Below are 24,181 nucleotides of genomic sequence, written 5' to 3' on the forward strand. Positions count from 1 at the left end.
CGTCGACGCGATGCGGTGCGGGCGCGCCGGTAGCGTTTTTCGACCCGAGCACGACCGACCAGTATGGCCGACTCGTCTTCGGACCCGCCGCTGACCCACCGACTCGTCGGTGGCCTCCAGTGGGCCGTGACCGGCTCCTACCTCTTCCTGCTCGGCGTCGCGGCGTGGGCGTGGTATCTCCGGCGCACGCGAACCCCGGCGGCGCTCGACCTGACGCTGCCGTTCGCGGTCGTCCTCCTCGTCGCGTTCGCCGCCGGACTCGTCTGGGTCGGAGCGCGGTCGCCCGACGCCGAGGCTCACGCGCGCCGCATCGAGGTCGTGGTCACCCTGCTCGTGCTCGGGTTCGCGTTTCCGTTCGCGGTGCCGCGCCTGCTCGCAGTTGTCGGCGCCACGCCGCAGGGCGTTGGGGGTTCGCTTCCGCTGTTCGGGTTCGGCGTTGCGTACGCGCTGGCGCTGGCGGTCTCGTACGGCCTGGTGTACGCGCTCGGAACCCGGTTCTTCCTCGGCTCGGACCCCGCGATGGTCCGTGAGTGACGTTACAGAAGCGCTGCAATTCTCGTGGCGGTCTCGTCGACTCGCGCTCGCCAGTCGTCGGGTCGCTCACCGCCGCGCTTCGGCGGGTCGACGGGGAGCCGGAGCGAGTGGAACGCGACGCGCTCGACCGATTCGGCGGCCGTCTCGCCCACGAACTCCGCGACCGCGCGCTTCGAGGACACGTCCCCGGAGGCGAGGTCGTAGTAGCCCGAGAAAAGCTGGCAGACGACCACATCGTCGTAGTCGTTCAGGTCGCCCTCGTCGGCGTAGTAGAACAGCTTCGCGGTGTTGTTCGCCGGATCGGCTCTCCGCCACTCGACCTCGACCGCGACGAACCGATTCGCGACGGATTCGTCGGGGTCGGTCGCCACCACGTCGACGGGGGTCCGCCGGATCCGCTGCTCGGTCGTCCAGTCGAGCGACGGGCACCGCTCCGTGAGGCCGTCTCGGAGTCGGTCGCGCACCGCGTCGGCGAACTCGCCCACGAGCTGGGCGAGTCGCGGGCGGCACGTCAACGTTTCGACCGACCGAAGAGACGGACGTATCGCGCTTGGGACTGCCTGCCGCAATTCTTGCCGGTATCCAACAGACTCGTCAGTCAGGTATGGCAGTTCTTTTAGCCGGGAGTTCACTAACGTTCAGTATGAGCTACGACCCGCGGGAAATCGAGACGAAGTGGCAGGACCGCTGGGCGCGGGAGGGCCAGTACGAGGTCGATCCTCAAGACGACGAGGCGACCTTCGTCACGGTCCCGTACCCCTACCCCAGCGGCGGGATGCACATCGGCCACGCGAGAACGTACACGGTCCCCGACGTGTACGCCCGATACCGACGACTGCAGGGCGACAACGTCCTGTTTCCCATCGCGTGGCACGTCACTGGGACGCCCATCGTCGGCGCGGTCGAGCGCCTGAAGAAGGGCGAGGCGGACCAGCTGTCGGTCCTGAAAGACACCTACGACGTGCCCGAGGACACCCTGCAGGATCTGGAGACGCCGATGGGGTTCGCGCGCTATTTCGTCGACGAGCACTACAAGAAGAACATGAAGTCGCTCGGGCTGTCCATCGACTGGCGGCGCGAGTTCACCACCAACGACGACCGCTACTCGAAGTTCATCACGTGGCAGTACGAGACGCTGAAGGAGCGTGGCCTGCTGGAGAAGGGCCTCCATCCCGTGAAGTACTGCACGAACGAGCAGAACCCCGTCACGACCCACGACCTGCTGGAGGGCGAGGAGGCCGAGTTCCAGGAGTACACCCTGATCAAGTTCGGCTGGGAGAGCGACGGATCCGACGTGACCGTCCCGATGGCGACCCTGCGCCCCGAGACGGTGTACGGGGTCACGAACGCCTACATCGACCCCGACGCCGAGTACGCCCGTGCGAAGGTCGACGGTGCGGAGTGGCTCGTCTCCAGCGCGGCGGTCGAGAAGTTCCGCCTGCAGGAACGCGACGTCGAGGTGTTAGAGGAGTTCACCGGCGAGCGGCTGGTCGGCGAGCGCGTCACCAACCCCGTCACCCAACACGACGTGCTGGTGCTGCCCGCGGACTTCGTGGACGCCGACAACGCCACGGGCGTCGTGATGTCCGTCCCGGCCCACAGCCCCGACGACTGGATGGCGCTCCAGGAGGCCAAGCAGGACCGCGACCGCATGGAATCGTACGGCATCGACCCCGACGAGGTCGAGGCCATCGAGCCGACGGCGATTCTCGACGTCGAGGAGTACGGCGAGTTCCCCGCGAGGGACGCGGTCGAGGAACACGGCATCGACTCCTCGGACGACCCCGCGCTGGAGGACGCGACGCAGGAGGTGTACAACCGGGAGTTCCACGGCGGCGTCCTGCGCGAGATGTACGGCGACTACGCCGGCGAGGTCGTCGAGGACGTGCGCGACGACCTGAAGGCCGACTACGAGTCGCGGGGATCGTTCGACTCGATGTACGAGTTCAGCGAGGAGGTCGTCTGTCGCTGCGGCGGCGATGTCGAGGTCGCCAAGCAGGACACGTGGTTCCTGCGGTACAACGACGCCGAGTGGAAGGAAAAGACCAAGCGCGCGGTCGAGGGGCTGGACGCCATCCCGGAGAACACTCGCGAGCAGTACGACCACACAATCGACTGGCTGAACGAGTGGCCCGCCATCCGCAACTACGGGCTGGGCACCCGGCTGCCGTGGGACGACGAGTTCGTCATCGAGCCGCTGTCGGACTCGACCATCTACATGGCCTACTACACCATCGCCCACCGGATCGAGGACGTGCCGGTCGAGGAGCTGGACCGGAACTTCTTCGACACGCTGTTCATGGGTCCAGAGGCAGTGGACGAACCCAACGAGACGGCCCTCGACCTGCGCGAGGAGTGGGACTACTGGTACCCGATCGACTACCGGTGTTCGGCCAACGACCTCATCAGCAACCATCTGACCTTCTTCCTCTACCACCACGCCGAGCTGTTCGAGGAGCCCAAGTGGCCCCAGGGCATCACCGTGATGGGGATGGGCCTGCTGGAGGGCCAGAAGATGTCCTCCTCGAAGGGCCACGTCGTCCTGCCGGCCGAGGCCATCGAGGAGTACGGCGCGGACACGGTCCGGTTCTTCCTGCTGAACTCCGCCGAGCCGTGGCAGGACTACGACTGGCGGTCCGAGCAGGTCCAGTCGACCCACGACCAGCTGGCGCGGTTCTGGACGCGCGCGAATGAAATTATCGAAGACGCCAGCGACGTGCCCGACGACCCCGACCTGAAGCACGTCGACCGCTGGCTCCTCGCCAAACTCCAGTCGACCGTCCGGGAGGCGACCGACGCGATGGAGAACTTCGAGACGCGGACCGCGAGCCAGACCGCCTTCTACGGCTTCGAGGAGCACCTGAAGTGGTACCGCAAGCGCGCGGATCTTGACCGTCCCGGAGCGAAGTGGACGCTGGAAGAAGTCCTGCGCACGCGCCTGCGCCTGCTGGCCCCGTTCGTCCCCTTCGCGGCGAACGAGCTCCACGAGCGACTGGACGGTGTCCCCGTCGAGGACGCCGCGTGGCCCGAGCCCGACCCCGAGTTCGAGAGCGCTCGGACGGAGGTCGAGGAGGGGCTGATCGAGGCCCTGACCGAGGACGTGCGGGACATCGTGGACGTGACCGAAACCGACCCCGACACCGTCCGGGTCTACGTCGCAGCCGACTGGAAGACCACGGTGCTCGAAGCAGTCGTGGACACCGGCCCGGACGTGGGCGCGGTGATGGGCAAGGTGATGCAACACGAGGAACTGCGCGAGAAGGGCAACGAGGTCAACGACCTCGCGCAGGATCTGGTGGAGTTCGTCCGCGAGCGCCCCGACGACGAGGTCGCGGTGCTGAGCGAGGTCGACGAGCAGTCGGTGTACGAGAGCGCCGAGCGATTCCTCGAACGCGAGTTCGACGCCGACGTGGAGGTGTACCGCGAGGGCGAGGACGCCTACGATCCCGCCGACAAGGCCGGGAACGCAGTGCCGTTCCGGCCGGCGGTTCATCTGGAGTAATCCACGCTGTTTCGGCGTCGGTTCCTCGAAGTAGAGTCGCAGCGAGCGTCTGACGCCACTGTCTCCGCTATTTCGGCGGTAGAAATACACGAAACAAACGAGGCGAGCGGTCGCCGCAAACGCTTATCCCGCTTCTCGCCGATAGCCCTGGTATTCATCTCGAAGATAATAGGCAAGGCAGCGCGGAAAGCACCGACAGAACGGTTCTAAAGGACGAATAGGCGAGTCGGTCGGTAGCTGGTTCAGTATGCTCTCGTAGCAAACGGTAGACAGTGGTGTGAAGCTAGCTTCTACCTCGACCTAGGAGAGACCGCACCGCCACCGCACAGCACCGCGACCGCGAGCCTCACACCTCCCCAGCCTCTTGCGCTTCTCGGCCTTCGGCCTGCGATGCTCATCCCTCGCACGCGTTACTCGCGCGCGCCGGGGTAGAGGTTCCAGAACGAGAGCGAAACTCCGACTGAATAGAGAATCTCCAAATAGAGGGGGCCTTACTGCGTCTCCGTGCCGATCAGGTCGAACGGGTAGCCGTTGTCGTTCTCGTCGGCGTGCTCGTACACGACGTGGGCCGCGGCCACGTCCTGAATCGCGAGACCGGTGCTGTCGAACACCGAAATGCCGTCCTCGGCTGTCCGGCCCGCTATCTCGTCGACCACGATGTCGCCCAACTCGCCGTAGATGTCGTCGTCGCCCAGCACGCCCTCGTGGTACGGGACGTTGATCTCGCCCGAGTGGGTGGTCTGTGCGTGGTCGTCGATGACCAGCTTCGCGTCGAGCAGGATCTCGTCGGCGAGTTCGTGCTTGCCCTCGGCGTCCGCGCCCATGGCGTTGACGTGGGTGTGCTCGCCGATGACCTCCCGCGAGACGATGGGCTCTTCGACCGGCGTGACCGTCGAGAGCACGTCGCACTGGGCGGCCTCCTCGATGGAGCCGGCGCGCACGTCGAACTCGCCCTCGAAGTAGTCGATGAACGCCGCGACGCGCTCCTCGTCGAGGTCGCTGACGACGACCTCATCGATGGGGCGAACTTTCGAGATGGCTTCCAGTTGCGTGTACGACTGGACGCCAGCGCCGACGATGCCCAGCGAGGTCGCATCCTCGACGGCGAGGTGGTCGGTCGCGACCGCTGCCGCCGCGCCGGTGCGCTTCATCGTCAACTCCGTCCCGTCCATGATGGCCAGCGGGACCGCGGTCTCCGGGTCCGAGTACACCATCGTTCCCATCACGGTCGGCAGGTCGAACGACTCGGGGTTGTCCGGGTGGACGTTGACCCACTTGATGCCGGCGGCGTCCCAGTCGTCGGCCGCCATGTAGGCGGGCATCGACCGGAAGTCCCCATTGTACTGGGGCAGGTCGATGTACGACTTCGCGGGCATCTGGGCGTCCCCGCGCGCGTACGCGGCGAATGCCTCCTCGACCGCTCGGATGACGTCCGGCATCTGGGTGTTCTCGTCGACGGCGTCCTGATTGAGCAGGAGCGTATCCATACGGGAACAATTCTGCCCGGCCCACTATAAAGTATTCAAAACTCCGGCGGATGGCGCAACTTTGGTACGGTCAACTCGCGACGAAGCGAACAGCAGAAGCGGGAACTCGAAAAAATACGTGTCGGAAGCGGATTGCAGTTCGACGCGACGGTCGAGCGAGGGAATCGGAGACGGCGGTCGATCAGCCCGAGCTTACATCGCGCCGCCCATGCCGCCCATGCCGCCCATGCCGCCGCCCATACCGCCAGCGCCACCTTCATCGCCGCCCTTGTCGGTCGACAGGTCGCCGGCGGAGATGATGTCGTCGATCTTGAGCACGAGGTTCGCGGCCTCGGTCGCGCTGGAGGCGACCTGCTCTTTGGCGTGCGCGGGCTCGACGACGCCGGCGTCGAAGGTGTCGACGACGTCGCCGCTGTAGACGTTCAGGCCGGCGCGCTCCTCGGCTTCCTCGTGGGCCGCGCGGAGGTCCACGAGCGTGTCGATGGAGTCGAGACCCGCGTTCTCCGCGAGGACGCGCGGGACGAGTTCGAGTGAGTCGGCGAACGCCTCGACCGCGAGCTGCTCGCGGCCGGAGACGGAGTCGGCGTAGTCGCGGAGCCGACGAGCGACCTCGACCTCGATGGCACCGCCGCCGGCGACCACGCGGCCGTCCGAGACGGTCTGGCCGACGACGTCGAGCGCGTCGGTGACGCCGCGTTCGAGCTCGTCGACCACGTGGTCGGTCGAGCCGCGCAGGAGCAGCGTCACGCCGTGGCTGTCCTCGCCCTCGACGTAGAACAGCTCGTCGTCGTCGTCACGGCTCACGTCGCCGTGGCCGAGGTCGTCGTCGGAGGCGCTGTTGAGGTCCGAGACGACGCTCGCGCCGAGGACCTCCTTGAGGAAGCCCATGTCGCTCTTCTTCACGCGGCGGACCGCGAGGATGCCCTCCTTCGCGAGGTAGTGCTGGGCCATGTCGTCGATGCCCTTCTGGCAGAAGACGACGTCGGCACCGGTCTCGACGATCTTGTCGACCTTCTCGCGGAGCTGCTGTTCCTCCTGGTCGAGGAAGCTCTGGAGCTGGTCGGGGTTCTCGATGTTGACGCTGGTGTCGACGTCGGTCTCCTCGATCTCGACGGCCTCGTCGAGCAGGAGGACGCTGGCGTCGGAGACGCTCTTGGGCATGTTGTCGTGGACGGGGTCCTTGCTGATGACGGCGCCCTTGAGGATCTCGGACTCGCCGGACGAGCGGCCAGTCTGGGTCTCGGTCTTGACGTATTCGAGGTCGACCGTGCCGTTGACGGTGACCTGCTGGACCGCATCGACGATGATCTCGCTCAGGCGCTCCTTGTTGAGCTCCGCGCCCTTGCCGGTCATCGACGTTTCGGCGACCTTCCGGAGGAGGTCCTCGTCGTCGGGGTCGACGGTCTCGGAGACGTTGTTGATCTCCTCGCGGGCCTTCTCGCTGGCGAGGTGGAAGCCCTTGATGATCGCGGTCGGGTGGATGTCCTGCTCGAGGAGGTCCTCGGCGTTCTTGAGGAGTTCACCCGTGACGGCGACGGCGGTCGTCGTGCCGTCGCCCGCCTCGTCCTCCTGCGTCTCGGCGACCTCGATAATCATCTCGGCCGTCGGGTTGTCGATGTCCATCTCCTGAAGGATGGTGACGCCGTCGTTCGTGATGGTGACGTCGCCCATCGAGTCGACGAGCATCTTGTCCATCCCTTTCGGGCCGAGCGTCGAGCGCACCGCGTCCGCGACCGCGCGGGCGGCGGTGATGTTGTGCTCCTGCGCGTCCTTGTCCTTGACGCGCTGGCTCTCGTCGCTCATTACGATCATCGGCTGGCCTTGCATTCGCTGTCCTCGCTGACTCATAGTACAGACGAAGATATGATTGTGCTTCTATATAAATGTAGGGGTTGTCGCTTCATTCGTCGGCCGGCAGTGAGAGGAACTAACACACGAATCGAGGGCGTCAGCGTCGGTATCTCCGTTTTGATGTGCTATCCATTGGCATGGCGGTGGCGCTCCTTCAGGACTCCTCTTGTGATTTATAAGGGGCCGAATCCGCATCGCCGGTCCTAGTCCTCAACGTCCGAGTAGAGCTCGATTGATTATAATCGAGAAATCCGCTACACCGTCGAGATTCGCTCGAAAAACGCCGGGACTGGGATTTGAACCCAGAACCCCTAACGGGGACACGCTTTCCAGGCGTGCGCTTTGCCATTCGGCCATCCCGGCCTACCGAAACGTAGTCCCGTCCCGCGCTTAAACCCTTTCTTTCTACTCGAACACCAGTGGCTCGGCGACGTAAGAGACGCCGGTCGCGCCCGCGCCCACCGCGAGCGCGACCCCGACCTTGACGCCGAGCGCGTAGCGGAACCCCGTGGCCAGCTCGTACCCTTGGAGCAACACCAGAAAGCCCAGCAGGCCGACGAAGCCCCACAGGACGCTGGCTTTCACGCGTGGTCGCATGCGGAAGTCGAGTGTTCGCGTCGTCCCTCGTCAGTCGCTCGTGGCGATGGCCTCGATCTCTACGCCGACGCCCTTCGGGAGGTTGCCGACCTCCACCGCGCTCCGGGCCGGCGGGTTGTCCTGGAAGTACTCCTTGTAGGCGTCGTTCATCTCCTCGAAGTCGTCGATGTCGCCGAGGAACACCGTCACCTTCAGCACGTTCTGCATCGTCAGCCCCTCGTCCTCGAGGATGCCCTTGACGTTCTCCAGACTCTGGCGGGTCTGGACCGCGATCTCCTCGTCGTCGAGCAGGTCGCCGTCGGGCGTCATCGGAATCTGGCCCGCGGTGAAGACGAGGTCGCCGTTGGTCGTTGCCTGACTGTACGCGCCGACCGCCTCGGGTGCGTCCTGCGTGCTGATGATGCGCTTCATACCTCGTTGGTTCGCGCCCCGCAACTTAAACTTAGGCAAGCGAGCGCTACGCCAGCACCTCGACGTCGAATCCTTCCTCGCGCAGAGCCGCCAGCAGTTCCTCGACGTGGTCGTTGCCGCGGGTTTCGAGGTCGAGTTCGACCTCCGCGGCGTTCATCGCGATGTCCCGGGAGGTCCGGTCGTGCTGGATGCCGTAGATGTTGGCCTGTTGGCCCGAGATGACGTCGAGCAGGTCGTCGAGCGCGCCCGGCCGATCCTTGAGCACGGTCCGGAGCTTGACGTACCGCCCGGTCTCGACCAGCCCGCGCATGATGACGGTCGTGAGCGTGTTCATGTCGATGTTGCCGCCCGAGAGGACGGGGACGACGACCTCGTCCTCCTCGTACTCGATAGCCCCGGACAACAGCGCGGCGAGCGGGACCGCGCCAGCGCCCTCGACCATCGTCTTGGCGCGTTCGAGCAGGTGGGTGACCGCCACGGCGATCTCCGAGTCCGAGACCGTCACCACCTCGTCGACGCGCTCCTCGATGACCTCGAAGGTCCGCTCGCCCACGCTTCGGGTGGCGATACCGTCCGCGATGGTGTCGACCGAGTCGAGGGTGTGAACCTCGCCCTTCGCCAGCGACTGGGCCGCGCTGGAGGCCCCCTCGGCCTGCACGCCGATCACCCGCGCGTCGGGCTTCTGCTGTTTGACCGCGGTCGCGACCCCGGCGATCAGCCCGCCGCCGCCGATGGGGACGATCACGGTCTCGACCTCCGGAAGGTCCTCGAGTATCTCCAGCCCGATGGTGCCCTGTCCGGCCATCACCATCTCGTCGTCGAAGGCGTGGACGTAGGTGCGGCCCTCCTCGCGCTCGATGTCGTGGGCGCGCTCGGCGGCCTCGTCGTAGTCGTCGCCGAACAGTTCGACCGTCGCGCCGTAGTTCCGCGTGGCCTTCACCTTCGAGATGGGCGCGTGGTCGGGCATCACGATGGTCGAGTCGACGCCGCTTCTGGTCGCAGCGAGCGCGACGCCCTGCGCGTGGTTGCCCGCGCTCGCGGTGACGACCCCCGCGGTTCGCTCCTCGTCGGTGAGCGTCTCGATGCGGTTGGTCGCGCCACGGATCTTGAACGACCCCGTTCGCTGGAACGTCTCCAGCTTCAGGTGGACCTCCGCGCCGGTCATCGCCGAGAACGTGTGGGAGTAGTCCAGCGGTGTGCGCCGGGCGGTCTCCTCGACCCGGACCCGTGCGTCGAGAACGTCCGAAAGCTCCAACATGTGAAGACGTAGCCGGGGAACCAGTTTAACCCTTTATCACGAGCAGGCCGGACTGTCGAACTCGTCCGCGGTCACCGACCGGACGCACTGTCGGGGACAGCCGTCGCTACCGAACTCGAAAGCAGGGGGAAAGTGGGGGAAGTGGGCGCGAAGCGTGTGACGCGCACTTGTGACGAGTGCCGCCAATAACTTAAACCCTTGCTGGCCGGAGCGGAAGTGAAAGTGACCGAGGGCGTCGGGGAAAACCTCCCGTCTGACGCTTGGCACACGATTATCGGTAGTGTAAACGTGCTGGCCGTCGCTCCGGGTCGAAGAGCGACTGGACGAGCAGGGTGCGAGAAGCGACGACCTCCGAAGCCTTCGCGATCCACGTGGGTACTCGCTGTAGAATCGGTTTTCTGTCGACGCCATCGGGACACGTATCGGTCTCTGTCCAGTAACACTTGCAGAGTTCGGTCAAACCCATACCGGTCGGCCCGACCTCGCACTGACGAACGTTTTTATCCGGAGCCGACCAACCGACACGCATGGATTCGTCCGGCGGCGAGGTCGAGTACGAACCCGTCAGCGTCAAGGCGGTGCTCTCGGAGATGAAGGACACCGCGGAGCTCCTCATCGACCTCTCCTTCTCGGCGGTGCTGAGCGGTAGCGACGACGTGGCTCGCGAGGTGCTGGCGCTCGAAGCCCGGATGGACCTGCTTCAGATGCGCGCCCGGATGAGCCTGCTGATGGCTGCCAGAACCCCGGAGGACGCCGAACAGCTCGCGCCCGTCCTCGGCGTCGTCGGCGCGGCCGAGAAGATCAGCGACGCCGCGGGCGACATCGCCAAGGTCGTGCTGGAGGACATCGGCCTGCCCGACGCGATGCGGGCTGCGCTCCCCGAGGCGGTCGAGACACTCGTCCGCGCGGGCGTCGCGCCCGAATCCGAGTACGCGGGCCGGACGCTCGGCGACGCCAACGTCGAGACCGAGACCGGCGTCCGGGTCATCGCCATCCACCGTGGCACCGTCGAGCAAAGCTCGACGAGCGATCAGAACGCGGGGCGTTCTGATAATGAGAACTGGATCACGAACCCCGACAGGGACACCGAACTCCGCGCTGGCGACACCGTCCTCCTGCGGGGCCCCGACGACGGAGTCGCGACCGTGTACGAGCGCGCGACCGGCGAGGCGTACGAACCGCCGGCCCCGCCGGAGCCGGGCATCGAGGACCTCGAACGTGCAGTCGACTCCATCGTGTTGATGAAGAACATCAGCGAACTCGCGGTCGACCTCGCGTACGGGAGCGTGCTGTTCGACAGCGCGGCGGTCGCCGAGGAGGTGGTCGAACTCGAAGCCGAGGTCGACGCGCTCCAGTCGCGCTTCGAGGCGTGGACGCTTCAGGCGGCCGCCCGGGTCGACGACCCCGTCTCGCTCCGGGGACTGGTCCACCTCGCGAACGCCACGGAGGTCATCAGCGACGCCGCGGTCGAGATCAGCGAGGGCGTGCTTCGCGGGCTGGGCACCCATCCGGTCGTCGCGCAGGCGGTCTCCGAGAGCGACGAGGTCATCGTCCGGCTGACGGTCGCGCCCGGCAGCGAGTTCGACGGAGTGACCCTCGGCGACCGCGCGGTCAAGACCGAGACGGGAATGAGCGTCATCGCGGTCCGGCGGCCCCACCGCGACGAGGACGACCGCGACGGCGAGTGGGTCATCCAACCGGGTCCGGAGACGCGACTCCGCGCCGGCGACGTGTTCCTCGCCAAGGGGACCCGTTCCGGCGCGGAGCGACTCGGGGAGTTGACCGGCTCGGGGTAGTCCGTGGACTCGCCGACCTCCGGTCGCTCGGGGATTTTGCGTTTGCTCGCTCGACCACTACACCATCATCAGCGTCGCCAACTCCACCATCATCTCGGCGCGCGTTCGGGCGCGGCGCGGTTACGCGCCGCGCCCTAGCGTGCGAGGGAGGGGCGCGTTTATGCGACCCGAGGCTGGGAGGTCTGAGAGGCTCTCGCGGTGGCGGTTGCGCTGCGGTGGCGGTCGCGGTGCTGTGCGGTCACGCCGAGGCGCAAGCAGCAGCTAGCGTCTTGCTTTTTCCAGACCCCGCAGTACGATTGTCAGGAGATCAAACAGGCGCTCAACTTCTCACGAAATTCAGCCGCGACGCGAACCGGTCGACAAGCTCCCTACGTCACGTTCTCTTCCTTCGCCAGCCGATACGCCGATACCAGCGTGAGCACGGTGGTCACCAGCGCGCCGAGCGACAGCGCGAGCACAGCTCCGAGCGCCAGATAGTACGGCGTCGCGCGGCGGCTCCCCGGCAGGAAGACGAACAGCGCCATCACGCCGGCAGTGGCGAGCGCGGCGAAGCCGAATCCCAAGACTGCGTTCCGGCGGACGTTCAGCGCCGCGAGGAAGTTGGCTCGCGGGCGCTCGGGCACGCTCTCGGACACAATCGGAGGTTGGGAGCGCCGGATGAAAGGCGCGTCGGTTCTGGTGACGCAATGCAGTCCCGTTCGCGTCGGTTCCTCCGTTGGGGGAACCGAGCTCTGCTGAACTCGTATACGTGCGACACTGTCTGGGGTGAAACGACCGGTACGCAGGGTCGCGAATTTCCCACCAAGCCTCCGAGTTTGGTAATGCTTAACAAGGATCGCCTCGTAGAGGCAAGACGGGTAAGGGGTGACACGATGTCCATTAGAGAAGACCGGCTCGAAGAGTTGATAGAAACTGCCACGACCGATATCGGTGCCATCGCGTATGCACCGCTGGCCGTCATCGGTGATCGACTCGGACTCTACGATGCGCTCGCCGAACACGGACCGCTCACGTCGAGCGAACTCGCCGATCACACCGACACCGCCGAGCGGTACGTGCGCGAGTGGCTCGCCGCGAGTGCAGCCAGCGATTACGTGAACTACGACGCCACCGCGGAGCGGTACAGCCTCTCTCCGGAACAGGCGCTCTTGCTGGCCGATACGGACGGTCCAGCATCTCCCGTCGCGGGGCTGTTCCAGATCGCCACCGCCGCCGGCAAGGCTTTGCCCGAGATCGAGACGGCCTTCCGGAGCGGTGACGGCGTTGGATGGCACGAGCACGACGAGGAACTCTTCCAAGGCATGATGCGTACCTCCGAATTCGGCTTCAGGGAAAGCCTCGTCTCGGACTGGATCCCCGCGCTCGACGGGGTGGACGAGAAACTTCGGGAGGGCGCGCGAGTCGCTGACGTCGGGTGTGGCCACGGCGAATCGACGATCACCATGGCTCGGGCCTATCCGAATTCGACCTTCGTCGGATACGATTATCACGAGGAATCTATCGAAGCGGCACGCGAGCGCGCGGCTACCGCTGACGTAGCCGACGAAGTCAGCTTCGAGGTCGCGAGGGCCAAGGAGTACGACGGTGACGAGTACGACTTCGTCACCTCTTTCGACTGCCTGCACGACATGGGCGATCCAGTCGGTGTTGCACGTCACGTCCGAGAGACGCTCGCTGACGACGGCACGTGGATGATCGTGGAACCGATCAGTGGTGATCGGGCCGAGGAGAACCTGAATCCGCGCGGGCGGATGTTTTACTCGATTTCCACGATGGTGTGTACGCCGAACGCACTCGATCAGGAGGGTTCCCACGCGTTGGGCGCACAGGCCGGGGAAGAACGGCTGCGTAATGTAGTCACCGAGGGCGGCTTCTCGGAGTTCCGCCGCGCGACCGAGACGCCGCCGTTCGACATGGTGCTCGAAGCGAAGCCGTAGCGGGCGGATATCTTTGATAGCCACGGACGCTGAACTACGGCGATATCTGCGAAGCCGCCACCGTCTCGAAATACGTGGCGAATTCGCGCTCTGTACGTACTAACGGATACCGAACCTATCACCAGTTCGGGATCTCAGTAGAGCGAAACCCGCTACTCCTCACTTTCGCCCGCGTCCGCCTCGCTCTCGTCCTCTTCATCCCCGTCCGCACCGGCCGACAGCCCCTCGTCGCCGCGCTCTAACGCCGGCGGTACGTCGTGGTGGTCGGAGTAGCCGTCGAACCAGCGCACGAGGCGTTCGAGCCGGTCGACGACGTGGGCGGGCTCGCCGCTCCGCGAGAGCTCGTGGCCCTCGCGGGGGTAGCGCACCAGCCGGGTCTCCACGCCGTGCTTGCGGTAGAGTCGATAGAGCAGTTCGGCACCGCCGACCGGGACCCGGTAGTCCTCGTCGCTGTGGACCAGCAGGGTCGGCGTGTCCACCTCGTCGGCGTGGGCCACCGGCGACTGCTCCCACAGGAACGCGGCGTCGCCCGGCGGCCGCGCGTCGAAGTCCCACTCGACCAGTTTGAACGCGTCGGTCGACCCGTAGAACCCGTCGAGGTCGTAGACGCCGCGCTGGCTGACCGCGCCGGCGAACCGGTCGGTGTGGCCGACGATCCACGCGGTGAGGTAGCCGCCGTAGCTCCCGCCGGTGACGAACAGGTTCTCCTCGTCGACCGAGGGCCTGCTCGCCACCTCGTCGACGCCGGCCAGCACGTCCTCGTACGCTGGCGGCCCCCACTGCCCGTCGCCGATGGCGGCCATGAACGCCTCGCCGTAGCCGGTCGAGCCTCGCGGGTTGCACCAGAAGACGACGTAGCCCCGCGCGGCCAGCAGCTGGAACTCCTGCCACATCGTCCGGCTGGTGCCCCACATCGAGTGGGGACCGCCGTGGATCTCGACCGCGAGGGGATACGTTTCGTCTTCATCGAAGTCCGGCGGCGTCAGCACCCAGCCCTGTATCTCGTCGCCCGAGTCGTTCTCGAACCGGATCTCCTCGGGTTGGGCGACCGCGCGGTCGTCGAGATACCCGCTGTTGACCCGTGTCAACCGCCGGGACTCCGCGCCGCGGAGCGTGGTCGCGAACACGTCGCCAGGATGGTCCCACTCGCCGGCGACGTACGCCACCGCGTTCTCGCCGACCGACGCGCCGTACACCTCCCGGTCGGCGACGACGCGTTCGGGGTCCGCGCTGGCGTCGCCCGGCGCGCGCCAGAGCGCGACGTCGCCCTCGTCGGGCGTCAGGAAGAAGAGGTCCTCCTCGTCGGGGCCCCACTCCGGGACGCCAGCGGGCCAGTGGGCCACCGGCGCGGTGGCGAGGGTCCGGTCGAGCGAGGCGGTCGGAGTCGTCACCTCGCCGGTCTCGCGGTCGAGCACCTCGATCTCCGTCTGGCGGAGCGTGGGCGCGTCCTCGTCGGTGGTCGCGTACGCGAGTCGGCCGTCGCTCGTCGCAGCGAGGCTCGCGCCCCACGCGGCGGTCTGCACCACGGTTTCGACCTCCTCGTCGGCGTCGAGGTCGTACTCCGCGATGTCGACGATGACGTTGTCGTCGGGGTCGCCGGTCCGCTTGACGCCGTAGTAGATGGTCGACTCGTCGGCCCACTCCGGCCCGGAGTAGTCGTAGTCGCCGTCGGTGAGCCGGCGTGCCGTGCTGTCGTTCTCCGGATCGATCACGTACACGTGCGAGCGCCGCCCGTCGACGTAGCCGCCTTTCGACCGGTAGACCAGTCGGTCGACGACCCGCGGGTCGGGCTCTTCGGGTTCGTACTCCTCGTCGTCGAGCGCGAGGTCTCGGCCGGCCTCGCGGTCCTCGGCGGTGGCCTGCTGGACGAACGCGATCCGACTGCCGTCGGGCGACCACGCGGGACTTCCCACGCCGCCGACCACGTCGGTCACCTGCTGGGCTTCGCCGCCGTCTGTCGGCACGACCCAGAGTTGGGGCCGGTCGTCGTCCGCGCCGCGGGTGCTGACGAACGCGAGCCGGTCACCGCTCGGACTCCACCGCGGGGAGCTGTCGACGCCCTCCGCGACGGTGAACTGTCGGGGCTCGTCGCCGCCGACGGGGACGACGTAGACGGTCGCCTCGTACCCGTCGTCGCCGTCCGGTACTTTTCGGACGAACGCGACTCGCTCCCCGTCGGGCGAGATGCGGGGCTCGCCAACCTGAACGACGCCGTGATAGTCACTCGCACGGACAGTTTCCATACGTCCGACGTGCGGCCATGCCACCAATAGGATTCCGGTTCCGCGTGGGAATCGCGGGCGCTGTGCGACCCTTCGATTCGCCGGCTACAACCCGACGTTTCCGGGGCGGCGGTCGCGTCACGATTCCGGGCGGCGGGCGTCGCCGAGTTCGACAACCTCGGATTTCGTCGCGTCCGTCTCTACCTATCTGCCCGGAGCCCTGGATCCCCACCGAAATCCAGCGTTACGGAAGCGAAGCGACGGATTTCCGATCCGGAGCGTCGATAGGGTATATTCCGGTCGACGTACAGGTACACCCGCAATGGTGGGGAATACCAACAGACGCGACGTATTGAAGGGAACGGGTGCGGCCGGACTCGCGGGCCTGATCGGCTTCACGGGGAGCGGACTGGCTCAGGACCAGCGGCTCTCGTGGCACGCCGGCGGCACCGGCGGGACGTACTTCCCGCTGTCGAACGAGATCAAGACGGTCGTCGAGGACAACACCGACTTCACGCTCCAGGTCCAGTCGACGGGCGCGAGCGTCGAGAACGTCGGAAGCCTCGCACGGGGTGACGCCGACTTCGCGCTCATCCAGAACGACGTGGCGTACTTCGCGTACAACGGCACGGGCATCGAGGCGTTCCAGGGGAACGCGGTCGAGAGCCTCCGCGGGGTCGCCACGCTCTACCCGGAGACCATCCACGTGGTGACGCGGCCGGGGACCGACATCGAGACGCTCGAAGACCTCGAGGGCGCGACCATCAACACGGGCGACCTCGGGAGCGGGACGCAGGTCAACGCGCTCCAGATCCTCCAGTCGGCCGGCATCGAGCAGGGGGACTTCGAGGAGCAGAACGCCAGCTTCTCGCAGGCGGCCGACCAGCTCCGCGACGGCGACATCGACGCCGCGTTCGTCGTGGGCGGCTGGCCGCTCGGGGCCATCGAAGAGCTCGCGACCACGAACGATATCTCCATCGTGGAGATTTCGGGCGACGCCCGCGAGGCCATCCTCGGCTCCTCGCCGTGGTTTGCCGAGGACACCATCCCCGGCGGAACGTACAGCGGGGTCGACGAGGACACGGAGACCGTCTCGGTGCAGGCGATGATCGCCACCCGCGAGGGGCTCGACGCCGACACCGTCGAGACGGTCACGCGGGCCATCTTCGAGAACACCGACGGGTTGACGATCAAGACCGACTTCATCGGCGAGGACTCGGCGCTCGACGGGATGTCCATCCCGCTCCACGAGGGTGCCCAGCGCGTCTTCGGCGAGGTCACCATCCAGACGCCCTCGGGCGGCATGGGCGGCGGGGAGACCACGACCGGCGGCGGGATGGGCGGCGAGACGACGATGGCCGACGGCGGCAACGAGACCGAGATGGGCGAGACGACGACCGAGAACTGAGACGTGACTCGACTCCCCCCGCTGGTCGGCGCGTGCTCGCTCGTCGCCACGTGTCTGCTCGCCGCGGCGGTCGGCGGCGCCCTCGCGGGCGCAGCGCTGCCGAGCGCTGCGCCCGCGAGCGCGCCGCACGCGCCGGGTGGTGGTATGGTCGTGAGCGCGCAGGACGACACGGCGACGACTGCGCAGGACGACACGGCGACGACCGCGCCGAGAGATGGTACAGCGACGACCGCGGAGAGCGACCACGAGAGCGCGCTCGTGGTCGCGGACGCCGAGACTGGGGAGCGACTGCTGGCGGTGCCGGTCGCCGAGGGGATGACGGTCGCGCTGAACTACACCCATAGCGTGGAGAAGACCCCGGTGCTCGACGTGTACGAGGTCAACGGCACCGAACTGGAGATGGTCCGGATGGAGTTCCAGTCCTACGGAGCGGGGCTACCGGCTCGCGCCGAGGTGACCATCACCGAGAACGACACGTTCGTCTTCGACCCGGAGGGGAGCTACGAGCAGTTGTACGTCACGCCGGGTAGCATCGCGGGCCACGAACTCGTCGTCGCCGACCGGACGTACGACCTCGTGGGCCTCTCCGAGGGCCGCACCGTGAAGCTCTCGGTCGAGCCCCGGGCGACGAACGCGAGCGACACCGACGCCTCTCACTGATACCATGACAACGAGCGCAGGAGCGGGAGACGCCCCGATTCCAGAGGAGGACCAGCAGGAACTCATCAACGAACTGGAGCGCAAGCGGAGTCTCCGCGGGTGGATGGCGGTGGCGGTCAGCGCCGTCGCCATCCTGTTCTCGGCGTTCCAGATGTGGCTGGCCGCGCGAGGGTTCGTCCTCAGCGTGACGCTCCCGGTCGTCGGCAGCTTCGAACTCGCCGCCCTCCAGCTGTTGCAGGTGAACGCCGTCCACGTCTGCTTCGCGCTCGTGCTGGCCTTCCTCCTCTTCCCGCCATCCACCGGTGACGGCTTCCTCTCGCGCCGACTCGCTCGCGTGGTCCCCGCGCTCCGCGACCGGTTCGGCGACGACAGCCCGGTCACGCGAGCGGGCGAGAGCGCTCGCGGGGTCGTCCGCTGGCTGTTCATGGATCCCCGCCGACGCCGGATCACACCGTTCGACGCCGTGCTCGTGCTGTTCTCCGTGCTTGCAGGAGCGTACATGATCACCAGCTTCGACGAGATCCGTCGGATGCGGGCGCTCGGGCTCGCGGCGGGCCGAACGATCGGTGAGGTGTACCCGTTCCTCGGCCCCGTCACGGACGCGTTCGCCGCGCTCGGCGTGCCGCTGAACGAGGTTTCGTACGCGTTCGTGCTCGGGGCGGTCGGCGTCCTGCTCGTGCTGGAGGCGACCCGGCGGGCGCTCGGGCTCTACCTGATGCTCATCGTCGCCTCCTTTATCGTCTACGCGCGGTGGGGCTACCTCATCCCGACCACCGCCCCGCTGGTCGGCGTGCTCTCGATCACGCCGCTCGGGTGGGACTCCATCGTCCAGAACCTCTGGTACAACACCGAGAACGGCGTGTTCGGCATCCCCGTGACCGTGAGCGTCCGGTTCATCTACATCTTCATCCTGTTCGGCGCGTTCCTCGAGATGAGCGGCGCGGGCAAGTGGTTCATCGACCTCGCGTACTCGGCGACCGGCAGCCGCCGGGGCGGCCCCGCGAAGGCCAGCATCGTCGCGAGCGGGTTCATGGGAACCATCAGCGGGTCCTCCATCGCCAACACGGTCACGACCGGCGCGTTCACCATCCCGCTGATGAAGCGGTCGGGCTACAGTCCCGAGTTCTCCGGCGCGGTCGAGGCGTCGGCGTCCTCTGGCGGCCAGATCCTCCCGCCCGTGATGGGCGCGGCCGCCTTCCTCATCGTGGAGTACACCCTGACGCCGTTCCGTGACGTGATTATGGCCGCCGCCATCCCCGCAATCGTCTTCTTCTTCGGCGTCTGGGTGATGGTCGACCTCGAAGCCTCGAAGCGCAACATCGGCGGGCTGGCGGCCGCGGACATCGTGTCGTGGCGGCCGCACATGCTCCGGGGCTGGTTCTACCTCGTCCCGCTCGTCCTCCTGCTGTACTACCTCATCGTCGAGCGGCTCTCGGTCGCGCGGTCGGCGTGGTTCACGCTCGTCGCCATCATGGCGCTCATCGCGCTGGTGGCCGCCTACGACGAGGACACCCGGGTTCCGCTGCTCGGGACCATCGCGGGGCTGTTCGCGCTGGAGGCGGCGGCCCACGTGGCGACGGGCGGCGGGATCGTCGCCGCGGTCAGGGGAACGGCCCCTGGCGGCGGTATGGAGGTCATCCCGGCGGTGCTCGCGGCGGCGGGCAAACTTGGTTGGATGGCGCTGGCTGTCAGCTTCGTGACGATGCTCGTCCGCCCGCGGATGGACGCCCCGCTGCTGGACTTCGACGCGCAGGTCGACGGCGCGGTCCAGTCGGCCGCCGACGCGGTCCGGCGGCCGAGCCTCGCTGGCGCGAAACCGTTCCAGTACGTCGGGTTCGTGCTCAAGTCGATGGACGCCGGGGCGCGCACCGCGACCACGGTCGTCATCGCGGTCGCGGCCGCGGGCATCATCCCGGGCATCATCAGCGTCAGCGGCCTCGGCCCGAACCTGACCGCGCTCATCCGTACGGTCGCGGGCGGGTCCATCGTCGTCCTGCTCGTGCTGACCGCTATCTCCTCGATCATCCTCGGGATGGGGATGCCGACCACCGTGACGTACATCATCCTCGTCTCGATGCTCGGCCCGGCCATCACCGAGATCGGAGGCATCCCGATACTCGCTGCCCACCTGTTCATCCTCTACTTCGGCGTCATCGCGGACATCACGCCGCCGGTCGCGGTCGCGGCCTACGCAGCCTCCGGCATCGCCAAGTCCGACCAGTTCGACACGGGGGTGAAGGCGTTCTCGCTGTCGCTCAACAAGGCCATCGTCCCCTTCGCGTTCGTGCTGACGCCCGGTATCTTGCTCCTCCGCGGGACGGGCACCGGCGAGGAGGTGTCGGTCATCGGCTTCTCGGATATGGTGGATCTGGGTTACTTCGTTCCGGAGGTGCTCGTCCCGGTGATCGGCGTGTTCGTCGGCGTGGTGGCGCTCGGCGCGACCATCATCGCCTACCTCTACACGGACGTCGGCGGGGTCGGACGGTGGCTGTTCGCGCTCGCGGCGCTCCTGCTGATGGCTCCGTTGCTCCTGTTCAACTCGGTGACGAGCCTGCTCTCGCTGGTCGGCGTGGCGGGCGAACTCGACCCCGGCGCGTTCGACCTCGTGCTGAGAGCGTTCGGGGCCGTGCTGTTCGGCGCGCTCGCGCTGCGGAACCGCAGGCGCGCGGAGGCCGAGCAGCCGGAGGCCGAGGCCGTCGCCGATACGGCGTGAGACGCCCGAGCGCGCCGAAACGACTTGGGACGGAGCCGGTCGGATACTGACGAATGCGAAACACGATTCGAACGGATGGAAACGCATCTGTCTTGGTCCGTGTGCGCCGCAGAACCACGCCAAATACTATAAAATCACAAACAAAATATTTTTATATTTTATTCCCTAGGTGTTGAGTGGGTATGAAAAGAAGAAACGTCATCCGGAACGTCGCAGCCGGCAGTCTGTTCGTCGCGGGAGTCGGCTCGGCGAGTGCAGTGAACACCGAGAGCGGGTCCACGATTTACAAACTCGAAAAACAGGGCGACACCTTCGAGGTCGTCGACACGTTCGAAGGCGACGTGGGCGTCGAACACCACTGCGACCACGACGACCCCGGCTGCTGCGCAGAGAAATGCTGCAACTGTGACAGCGGCTGCGGCGTCTGCTACTGTCACGAATACTGCGATGAGCCGATAAAGGCCTAACCCAACCGCGGGGTATCGGAGCGACGACCGGCGAACAGTCGTGACAGCCGGCGACGATCACCAACAGAACGAGCGTCCCGTTTTATCTATTCGGTCGAGGCGGCCACCCGTCGGGATTTCTCGGAACGGGCCAGAACTTCGCCCGTCAGTTCAACCCGACCAGCCGTAACATCCCGAACAGCAGGTCGCCGTAGGTCAGCGCGACCACCGTTCCGACGAACAGTGGGACGACGAACGGGATGCCCGGCGACACCCAGACCTCGTCTTCGCTGGTCAGCACGTCGAGGCCGTCTCGCAGACGCTCCGGAGTCGCGCCGTACGCGCCGTGGTCGAGGCCCGCGAGGAACGCCGCGGTACCCCACGGGTCGTCGTCGGGGACCTCCGCCGGCTGAATCGTCTCGCTCTGTTCGAGGGCTCCGCCGTCCGCGCTGACCCCTTCGGCGTCGCTGTTGCCAGCTACGTCGTCTGTCGGCCCCACCGCTCCGTCGCCCGGCGGGTTCGGCTCGGCGGGCAGGGTCGCGGGGTCCCGGAGACCGTCGGCGTGCTCGCGCAGTTCGGCCAGCGTCAGGCCGCGCCACCGGAGGTACATCCGGATCGCGTCGAGGTCCACACCGTTCCGGGTCACGCCGTCGGGCGTCTCCAGCAGGCGGCCGTGCTCGTCGGGTATCGCGTCCCACGCCACGGGCTTGCCGACGAACATGACCGACGAGAACCGTCCGGCGGCCGCATTCCGCGCGAGCACCGCGAGCGGATAGAGCGCCCCCAGCAGCACGGTGTTCGTCAGGATGGTCAGCGAGAACGAACCGACCAGCGTCTGCTGGTGGGGAAGCGTCCACCCGAGCACGCCGTACGCCGGGTACGTCGGGAACAGCGCGGCGACCACGAGGAACGCCTTGGCGTCCGCGCCGCCGAACGCCCGAAACCACCAGAAGGCGATCACCAGCGGCGCGACGAAGCCGAGGCTGATCGCGGTCCGGACCGCGAAGGCACGCGTTTCGAGGGCGGTGCCGTTCCACGCCAGCCAGCCGTCGACCGCCAGCAGAACGACCGCGAGCGCGGCGAGCGGGTACCACGTCCGGTTGGGAATCCGGCGGGTCTGCACGTCCCGCCACGCCGCCCAGCCGAAGACGGGGACGACGAGGAGTCTGAGCAGGTCGGGGATGGAGGCGTCGATTGGGGTAGACACGTCGCGTAGTTCTCCGTGAGCGGGGTTTGTTTCGCCATCGTATATAAATGTAGGAGGGGTAGAGTGAGGTGGGTCGCATCGAACACCGGATTACATACTTTCGCTGACGCTGTGAATCCTGTCCAACTGCCAAACCGTCCCTGACTCGCCCGACCGGACGAGCGTCGCGTCGATGGTCCCCGAGGTGCCCACGAGATTCTCGAACACCTCCGCTTTCCCTTCCGGAATCGGCACCGCGACGTACTGGTCGTCCGAGCTCCTGAGGACGACCTCGCGCTCGACGCTGTCGACGTTCCAAACCCCGAAGCTGTCGCGCATCGTCCGGGTCGAGTCGTCGGGCATCGACAAAGCTACCCTCGCCACGACCTAAAAGACGCTGCCCGGTGACACCGCTACTTGGAAGTGCTGATGAAAAAACGAGCAGTCCAGTGTCGCGAACGGCCGTTCAGATGACGCGGTTCTGCAGGTAGTCGAGGTGCTTCGCGTTGTAGACGATCTTGACCTCGTCGGTCGCGGCGCTGCCGATGCAGGTCAGGCGGACGTTCTTCTCTTCGACCTCCTCGTCCGAGAGGATCTGCTGCATGTCCATGTCGATCTCGCCCTCGAAGACGATGGCCGCGCAGTTGGCGCAGGCACCGGCCCGGCACGAGAACGGCCAGTCGTAGCCCTGCGCTTCCGCGGCTTCGAGGATGTATTCGCCCTCGGCCACGTCGAGCGTGCCGTAGTCCTCGCTGTCGAGGCCCGCGTCGGCGGCTTCCTCGAAGAGGTCGTCGTCGTCCATCTCCCAGCCCTGATCGTCCAGCACTTCGTAGTTGAGGTATTCGACGGTTGGCATCACCCTGAGAGTTCGGCAGCGACATGGTTAGTAGTTATTGTTTGCGTCCGCCCAGCGCGACGTTCTTCCGTAGACGATAGGCGACATTCACAGTTGGGGCGACACTACCCGTAGATCGGGACGAACTCGAACAACAGGAACGACGCCACCGCCGAGATGCTGGGAGTCAGAATCCAGAGCACGACGACTCGGCCGGTCGCGGACGGGTCGAACAGGTCACCGGTGCTGAGTTCCGCGGGGTCCTCCTCGCCGATCTTCTGCACCTCGTCGGATTCGGCGGTGAGTGCGTTCACCGACATCGGCGTACTCGCCTCGCCACCCTGGCGGGCGCTAGCGTCGGTCTTGCCGCCCCGCATGGCGGCGCTCGCGGCGTTCCGAACTTTCACCACCCGCGTCGCGCGCCCCCAGCCGAGGCCAACGATGCACATCGTCGCGCTCACCGCGAGGCTGGCGGGGATACCGAGGTACGACAGGAACGTGATGAGCGACGCCGACACGACCTCGACGATCAGCGCGGCCAGCAGCGGGAGGTCGGTCAGGTCGTTGCCGACGGTGTCGAGGGTGCGCCGAGCGATGGTGAACGCCCCGAGCGCGATGGCCCCGCCGGCCAACAGGATGCCCTGATCGGTCGTGATGGCCTCGCTGCCCACCAGCGGGGCGACCGCGTTGGCGACGTTGCTCGCGCCCGCCGAGAACGCCATGTAGCAGCCGATGACGACCACGAGAACGCTGCTCACCAGCTCGCGCCGGTTGGTGTTGGCCGCCGGAACCGGGTAGGGAATCGACGCCGCGCGGCGGTATTCGAGCAGCGGGCCCTCCGACTGGTCGATGCGGAACCACACGTCGAGATACGGGTAGAGGTAGCGCCCGACGACCGCGCACACCCAGAACGCGATGATGGGCGCGACCAGCCACCACGAGACGATGCGGCCCATCACGCCCCAGTCGATGTTCCCCGCCGCGACGCCGAGTCCCGCAATCGCGCCGACGGCCGTCATCGAGGTCGAGGCGGGCACGCCGAACAGGTTCGAGACGAGGAGCGCGAGTCCGACGAAGAACAGCACGCCGACGCTCGCCCCGAGGGTGAACAGTTCGGCCGGCACGATGTCGCCGCCCATCGTGGCGACGACGTTCCGGCCGACGGTCCAGCCACCGAGCAGCGCGAACGCCGCCATCAGGGCGGCCGCACCCAACTTCGAGACGACGTCGCTGCCGACCGCGGGGCCGAACGCAACGCCGGTCGAGGAACCGCCGATGTTGAAGCCGACGAACGCGGCGACCGCGAGACCGACGACGAGGAGTGGACCGAGCATGCGT

20 protein-coding genes and 1 tRNA gene are annotated in these 24,181 nt (G+C 66.8%); 8 read left to right on the plus strand and 13 right to left on the minus strand.

Annotation, left to right across the window (positions count from 1 at the left end; genetic code table 11):
• Positions 1-63 precede the first annotated feature (63 nt).
• Positions 64-534 (plus strand): hypothetical protein, encoded by a 471-nt coding sequence (locus DPQ64_RS04655; RefSeq protein ID WP_115863198.1) that lies wholly within the window; start codon positions 64-66, stop codon positions 532-534.
• A gap of 2 nt (positions 535-536) precedes the next feature.
• Here DPQ64_RS04655 and DPQ64_RS04660 read toward each other — a convergent pair whose 3' ends face one another.
• Positions 537-1,019, minus strand: coding sequence for an HAD family hydrolase (locus DPQ64_RS04660; RefSeq protein WP_115863199.1), 483 nt, complete (start codon positions 1,017-1,019; stop codon positions 537-539).
• 158 nt (positions 1,020-1,177) lie between these two features.
• On the opposite strand from DPQ64_RS04660, the gene leuS reads away from it, so the two are divergent.
• Positions 1,178-4,036: a leucine--tRNA ligase gene (gene leuS / locus DPQ64_RS04665; RefSeq protein ID WP_115863200.1), complete on the plus strand. Its 2,859-nt coding sequence runs from the start codon at positions 1,178-1,180 to the stop codon at positions 4,034-4,036.
• 491 nt (positions 4,037-4,527) lie between these two features.
• On the opposite strand, the gene DPQ64_RS04670 is transcribed toward leuS, so the two are convergent.
• The 6 genes from DPQ64_RS04670 to ilvA all read right to left on the minus strand — a co-directional run bounded on the left by DPQ64_RS04670 (position 4,528) and on the right by ilvA (position 9,640).
• Complete coding sequence (locus DPQ64_RS04670; RefSeq protein ID WP_115863201.1) at positions 4,528-5,523, minus strand: ornithine cyclodeaminase family protein; 996 nt, start codon at positions 5,521-5,523, stop codon at positions 4,528-4,530.
• Between the two features lie 192 nt (positions 5,524-5,715).
• Positions 5,716-7,371: a thermosome subunit beta gene (gene thsB / locus DPQ64_RS04675; RefSeq protein WP_115863202.1), complete on the minus strand. Its 1,656-nt coding sequence runs from the start codon at positions 7,369-7,371 to the stop codon at positions 5,716-5,718.
• Positions 7,372-7,655: 284 nt separating this feature from the next.
• Positions 7,656-7,737 (minus strand) — tRNA-Ser (locus DPQ64_RS04680).
• A gap of 42 nt (positions 7,738-7,779) precedes the next feature.
• A complete protein-coding gene (locus DPQ64_RS04685) occupies positions 7,780-7,971 on the minus strand; it encodes a hypothetical protein (RefSeq protein WP_115863203.1) in 192 nt (63 codons plus the stop codon).
• A 30-nt stretch (positions 7,972-8,001) separates the two neighbouring features.
• Positions 8,002-8,382, minus strand: a complete 381-nt coding sequence (locus DPQ64_RS04690) for a Rid family detoxifying hydrolase (protein WP_115863204.1) — start codon at positions 8,380-8,382, stop codon at positions 8,002-8,004.
• A gap of 46 nt (positions 8,383-8,428) precedes the next feature.
• Positions 8,429-9,640, minus strand: coding sequence for a threonine ammonia-lyase (ilvA, locus tag DPQ64_RS04695; protein ID WP_115863205.1), 1,212 nt, complete (start codon positions 9,638-9,640; stop codon positions 8,429-8,431).
• 527 nt (positions 9,641-10,167) lie between these two features.
• Between ilvA and DPQ64_RS04700 the strand changes: the two genes are divergently transcribed.
• Positions 10,168-11,436, plus strand: a complete 1,269-nt coding sequence (locus DPQ64_RS04700; RefSeq protein ID WP_115863206.1) for a potassium channel family protein — start codon at positions 10,168-10,170, stop codon at positions 11,434-11,436.
• 368 nt (positions 11,437-11,804) lie between these two features.
• Here the strand turns inward: DPQ64_RS04700 and DPQ64_RS04705 are convergent, their stop codons facing one another.
• Positions 11,805-12,071: a DUF7536 family protein gene (locus DPQ64_RS04705; protein WP_198662010.1), complete on the minus strand. Its 267-nt coding sequence runs from the start codon at positions 12,069-12,071 to the stop codon at positions 11,805-11,807.
• Between the two features lie 237 nt (positions 12,072-12,308).
• Here DPQ64_RS04705 and DPQ64_RS04710 point away from each other — a divergent pair, with 237 nt between their 5' ends.
• Positions 12,309-13,373, plus strand: coding sequence for a class I SAM-dependent methyltransferase (locus DPQ64_RS04710; protein ID WP_115863207.1), 1,065 nt, complete (start codon positions 12,309-12,311; stop codon positions 13,371-13,373).
• 152 nt (positions 13,374-13,525) lie between these two features.
• Here the strand turns inward: DPQ64_RS04710 and DPQ64_RS04715 are convergent, their stop codons facing one another.
• Positions 13,526-15,616, minus strand: a complete 2,091-nt coding sequence (locus tag DPQ64_RS04715) for a S9 family peptidase (RefSeq protein WP_115863208.1) — start codon at positions 15,614-15,616, stop codon at positions 13,526-13,528.
• Between the two features lie 301 nt (positions 15,617-15,917).
• On the opposite strand from DPQ64_RS04715, the gene DPQ64_RS04720 reads away from it, so the two are divergent.
• The 4 genes from DPQ64_RS04720 to DPQ64_RS04735 all read left to right on the plus strand — a co-directional run bounded on the left by DPQ64_RS04720 (position 15,918) and on the right by DPQ64_RS04735 (position 20,843).
• Positions 15,918-17,003 carry a TAXI family TRAP transporter solute-binding subunit gene (locus DPQ64_RS04720; RefSeq protein ID WP_115863209.1) on the plus strand — a complete coding sequence of 362 codons (1,086 nt, stop codon included), beginning with the start codon at positions 15,918-15,920 and terminating at the stop codon, positions 17,001-17,003.
• Between the two features lie 258 nt (positions 17,004-17,261).
• On the plus strand, positions 17,262-17,663 hold the full coding sequence (locus DPQ64_RS19865) for a DUF1850 domain-containing protein (protein WP_368275988.1): 402 nt from the start codon (positions 17,262-17,264) through the stop codon (positions 17,661-17,663).
• Positions 17,664-17,667: 4 nt separating this feature from the next.
• A complete protein-coding gene (locus DPQ64_RS04730) occupies positions 17,668-20,376 on the plus strand; it encodes a TRAP transporter permease (RefSeq protein WP_115863210.1) in 2,709 nt (902 codons plus the stop codon).
• A gap of 182 nt (positions 20,377-20,558) precedes the next feature.
• Positions 20,559-20,843: a hypothetical protein gene (locus tag DPQ64_RS04735; protein WP_115863211.1), complete on the plus strand. Its 285-nt coding sequence runs from the start codon at positions 20,559-20,561 to the stop codon at positions 20,841-20,843.
• 145 nt (positions 20,844-20,988) lie between these two features.
• Here the strand turns inward: DPQ64_RS04735 and DPQ64_RS04740 are convergent, their stop codons facing one another.
• The 4 genes from DPQ64_RS04740 to DPQ64_RS04755 all read right to left on the minus strand — a co-directional run bounded on the left by DPQ64_RS04740 (position 20,989) and on the right by DPQ64_RS04755 (position 24,177).
• A complete protein-coding gene (locus tag DPQ64_RS04740) occupies positions 20,989-22,029 on the minus strand; it encodes a prepilin peptidase (protein WP_394338829.1) in 1,041 nt (346 codons plus the stop codon).
• Between the two features lie 90 nt (positions 22,030-22,119).
• Positions 22,120-22,371 carry a hypothetical protein gene (locus DPQ64_RS04745; RefSeq protein WP_115863212.1) on the minus strand — a complete coding sequence of 84 codons (252 nt, stop codon included), beginning with the start codon at positions 22,369-22,371 and terminating at the stop codon, positions 22,120-22,122.
• A 103-nt stretch (positions 22,372-22,474) separates the two neighbouring features.
• The gene (gene fer / locus DPQ64_RS04750) at positions 22,475-22,864 is read right to left on the minus strand and encodes a ferredoxin Fer (protein ID WP_115863213.1); all 390 of its coding nucleotides are present in this window, start codon (positions 22,862-22,864) and stop codon (positions 22,475-22,477) included.
• 104 nt (positions 22,865-22,968) lie between these two features.
• Complete coding sequence (locus DPQ64_RS04755; RefSeq protein ID WP_115863214.1) at positions 22,969-24,177, minus strand: inorganic phosphate transporter; 1,209 nt, start codon at positions 24,175-24,177, stop codon at positions 22,969-22,971.
• Between the last annotated feature and the right edge of the window lie 4 nt (positions 24,178-24,181).

Source organism: Halorussus litoreus, from assembly GCF_003382685.1.
Taxonomy (GTDB): domain Archaea; phylum Halobacteriota; class Halobacteria; order Halobacteriales; family Haladaptataceae; genus Halorussus; species Halorussus litoreus.

Excerpts from the sequence above, each read along its gene's own strand:
- DPQ64_RS04755 (WP_115863214.1), bottom strand. The coding sequence starts at position 24,177 with ATGCTCGGTCCACTCCTCGTCGTCGGTCTCGCGGTCGCCGCGTTCGTC.
- DPQ64_RS04670 (WP_115863201.1), bottom strand. The coding sequence starts at position 5,523 with ATGGATACGCTCCTGCTCAATCAGGACGCCGTCGACGAGAACACCCAG.
- DPQ64_RS04655 (WP_115863198.1), top strand. The coding sequence starts at position 64 with ATGGCCGACTCGTCTTCGGACCCGCCGCTGACCCACCGACTCGTCGGT.
- leuS (WP_115863200.1), top strand. The coding sequence starts at position 1,178 with ATGAGCTACGACCCGCGGGAAATCGAGACGAAGTGGCAGGACCGCTGG.
- DPQ64_RS04690 (WP_115863204.1), bottom strand. The coding sequence starts at position 8,382 with ATGAAGCGCATCATCAGCACGCAGGACGCACCCGAGGCGGTCGGCGCG.
- DPQ64_RS04715 (WP_115863208.1), bottom strand. The coding sequence starts at position 15,616 with ATGGAAACTGTCCGTGCGAGTGACTATCACGGCGTCGTTCAGGTTGGC.
- thsB (WP_115863202.1), bottom strand. The coding sequence starts at position 7,371 with ATGAGTCAGCGAGGACAGCGAATGCAAGGCCAGCCGATGATCGTAATG.
- ilvA (WP_115863205.1), bottom strand. The coding sequence starts at position 9,640 with ATGTTGGAGCTTTCGGACGTTCTCGACGCACGGGTCCGGGTCGAGGAG.
- DPQ64_RS04735 (WP_115863211.1), top strand. The coding sequence starts at position 20,559 with ATGAAAAGAAGAAACGTCATCCGGAACGTCGCAGCCGGCAGTCTGTTC.
- DPQ64_RS04730 (WP_115863210.1), top strand. The coding sequence starts at position 17,668 with ATGACAACGAGCGCAGGAGCGGGAGACGCCCCGATTCCAGAGGAGGAC.
- DPQ64_RS04710 (WP_115863207.1), top strand. The coding sequence starts at position 12,309 with ATGTCCATTAGAGAAGACCGGCTCGAAGAGTTGATAGAAACTGCCACG.
- DPQ64_RS04720 (WP_115863209.1), top strand. The coding sequence starts at position 15,918 with ATGGTGGGGAATACCAACAGACGCGACGTATTGAAGGGAACGGGTGCG.
- DPQ64_RS04700 (WP_115863206.1), top strand. The coding sequence starts at position 10,168 with ATGGATTCGTCCGGCGGCGAGGTCGAGTACGAACCCGTCAGCGTCAAG.
- fer (WP_115863213.1), bottom strand. The coding sequence starts at position 22,864 with ATGCCAACCGTCGAATACCTCAACTACGAAGTGCTGGACGATCAGGGC.
- DPQ64_RS04745 (WP_115863212.1), bottom strand. The coding sequence starts at position 22,371 with ATGCCCGACGACTCGACCCGGACGATGCGCGACAGCTTCGGGGTTTGG.
- DPQ64_RS04685 (WP_115863203.1), bottom strand. The coding sequence starts at position 7,971 with ATGCGACCACGCGTGAAAGCCAGCGTCCTGTGGGGCTTCGTCGGCCTG.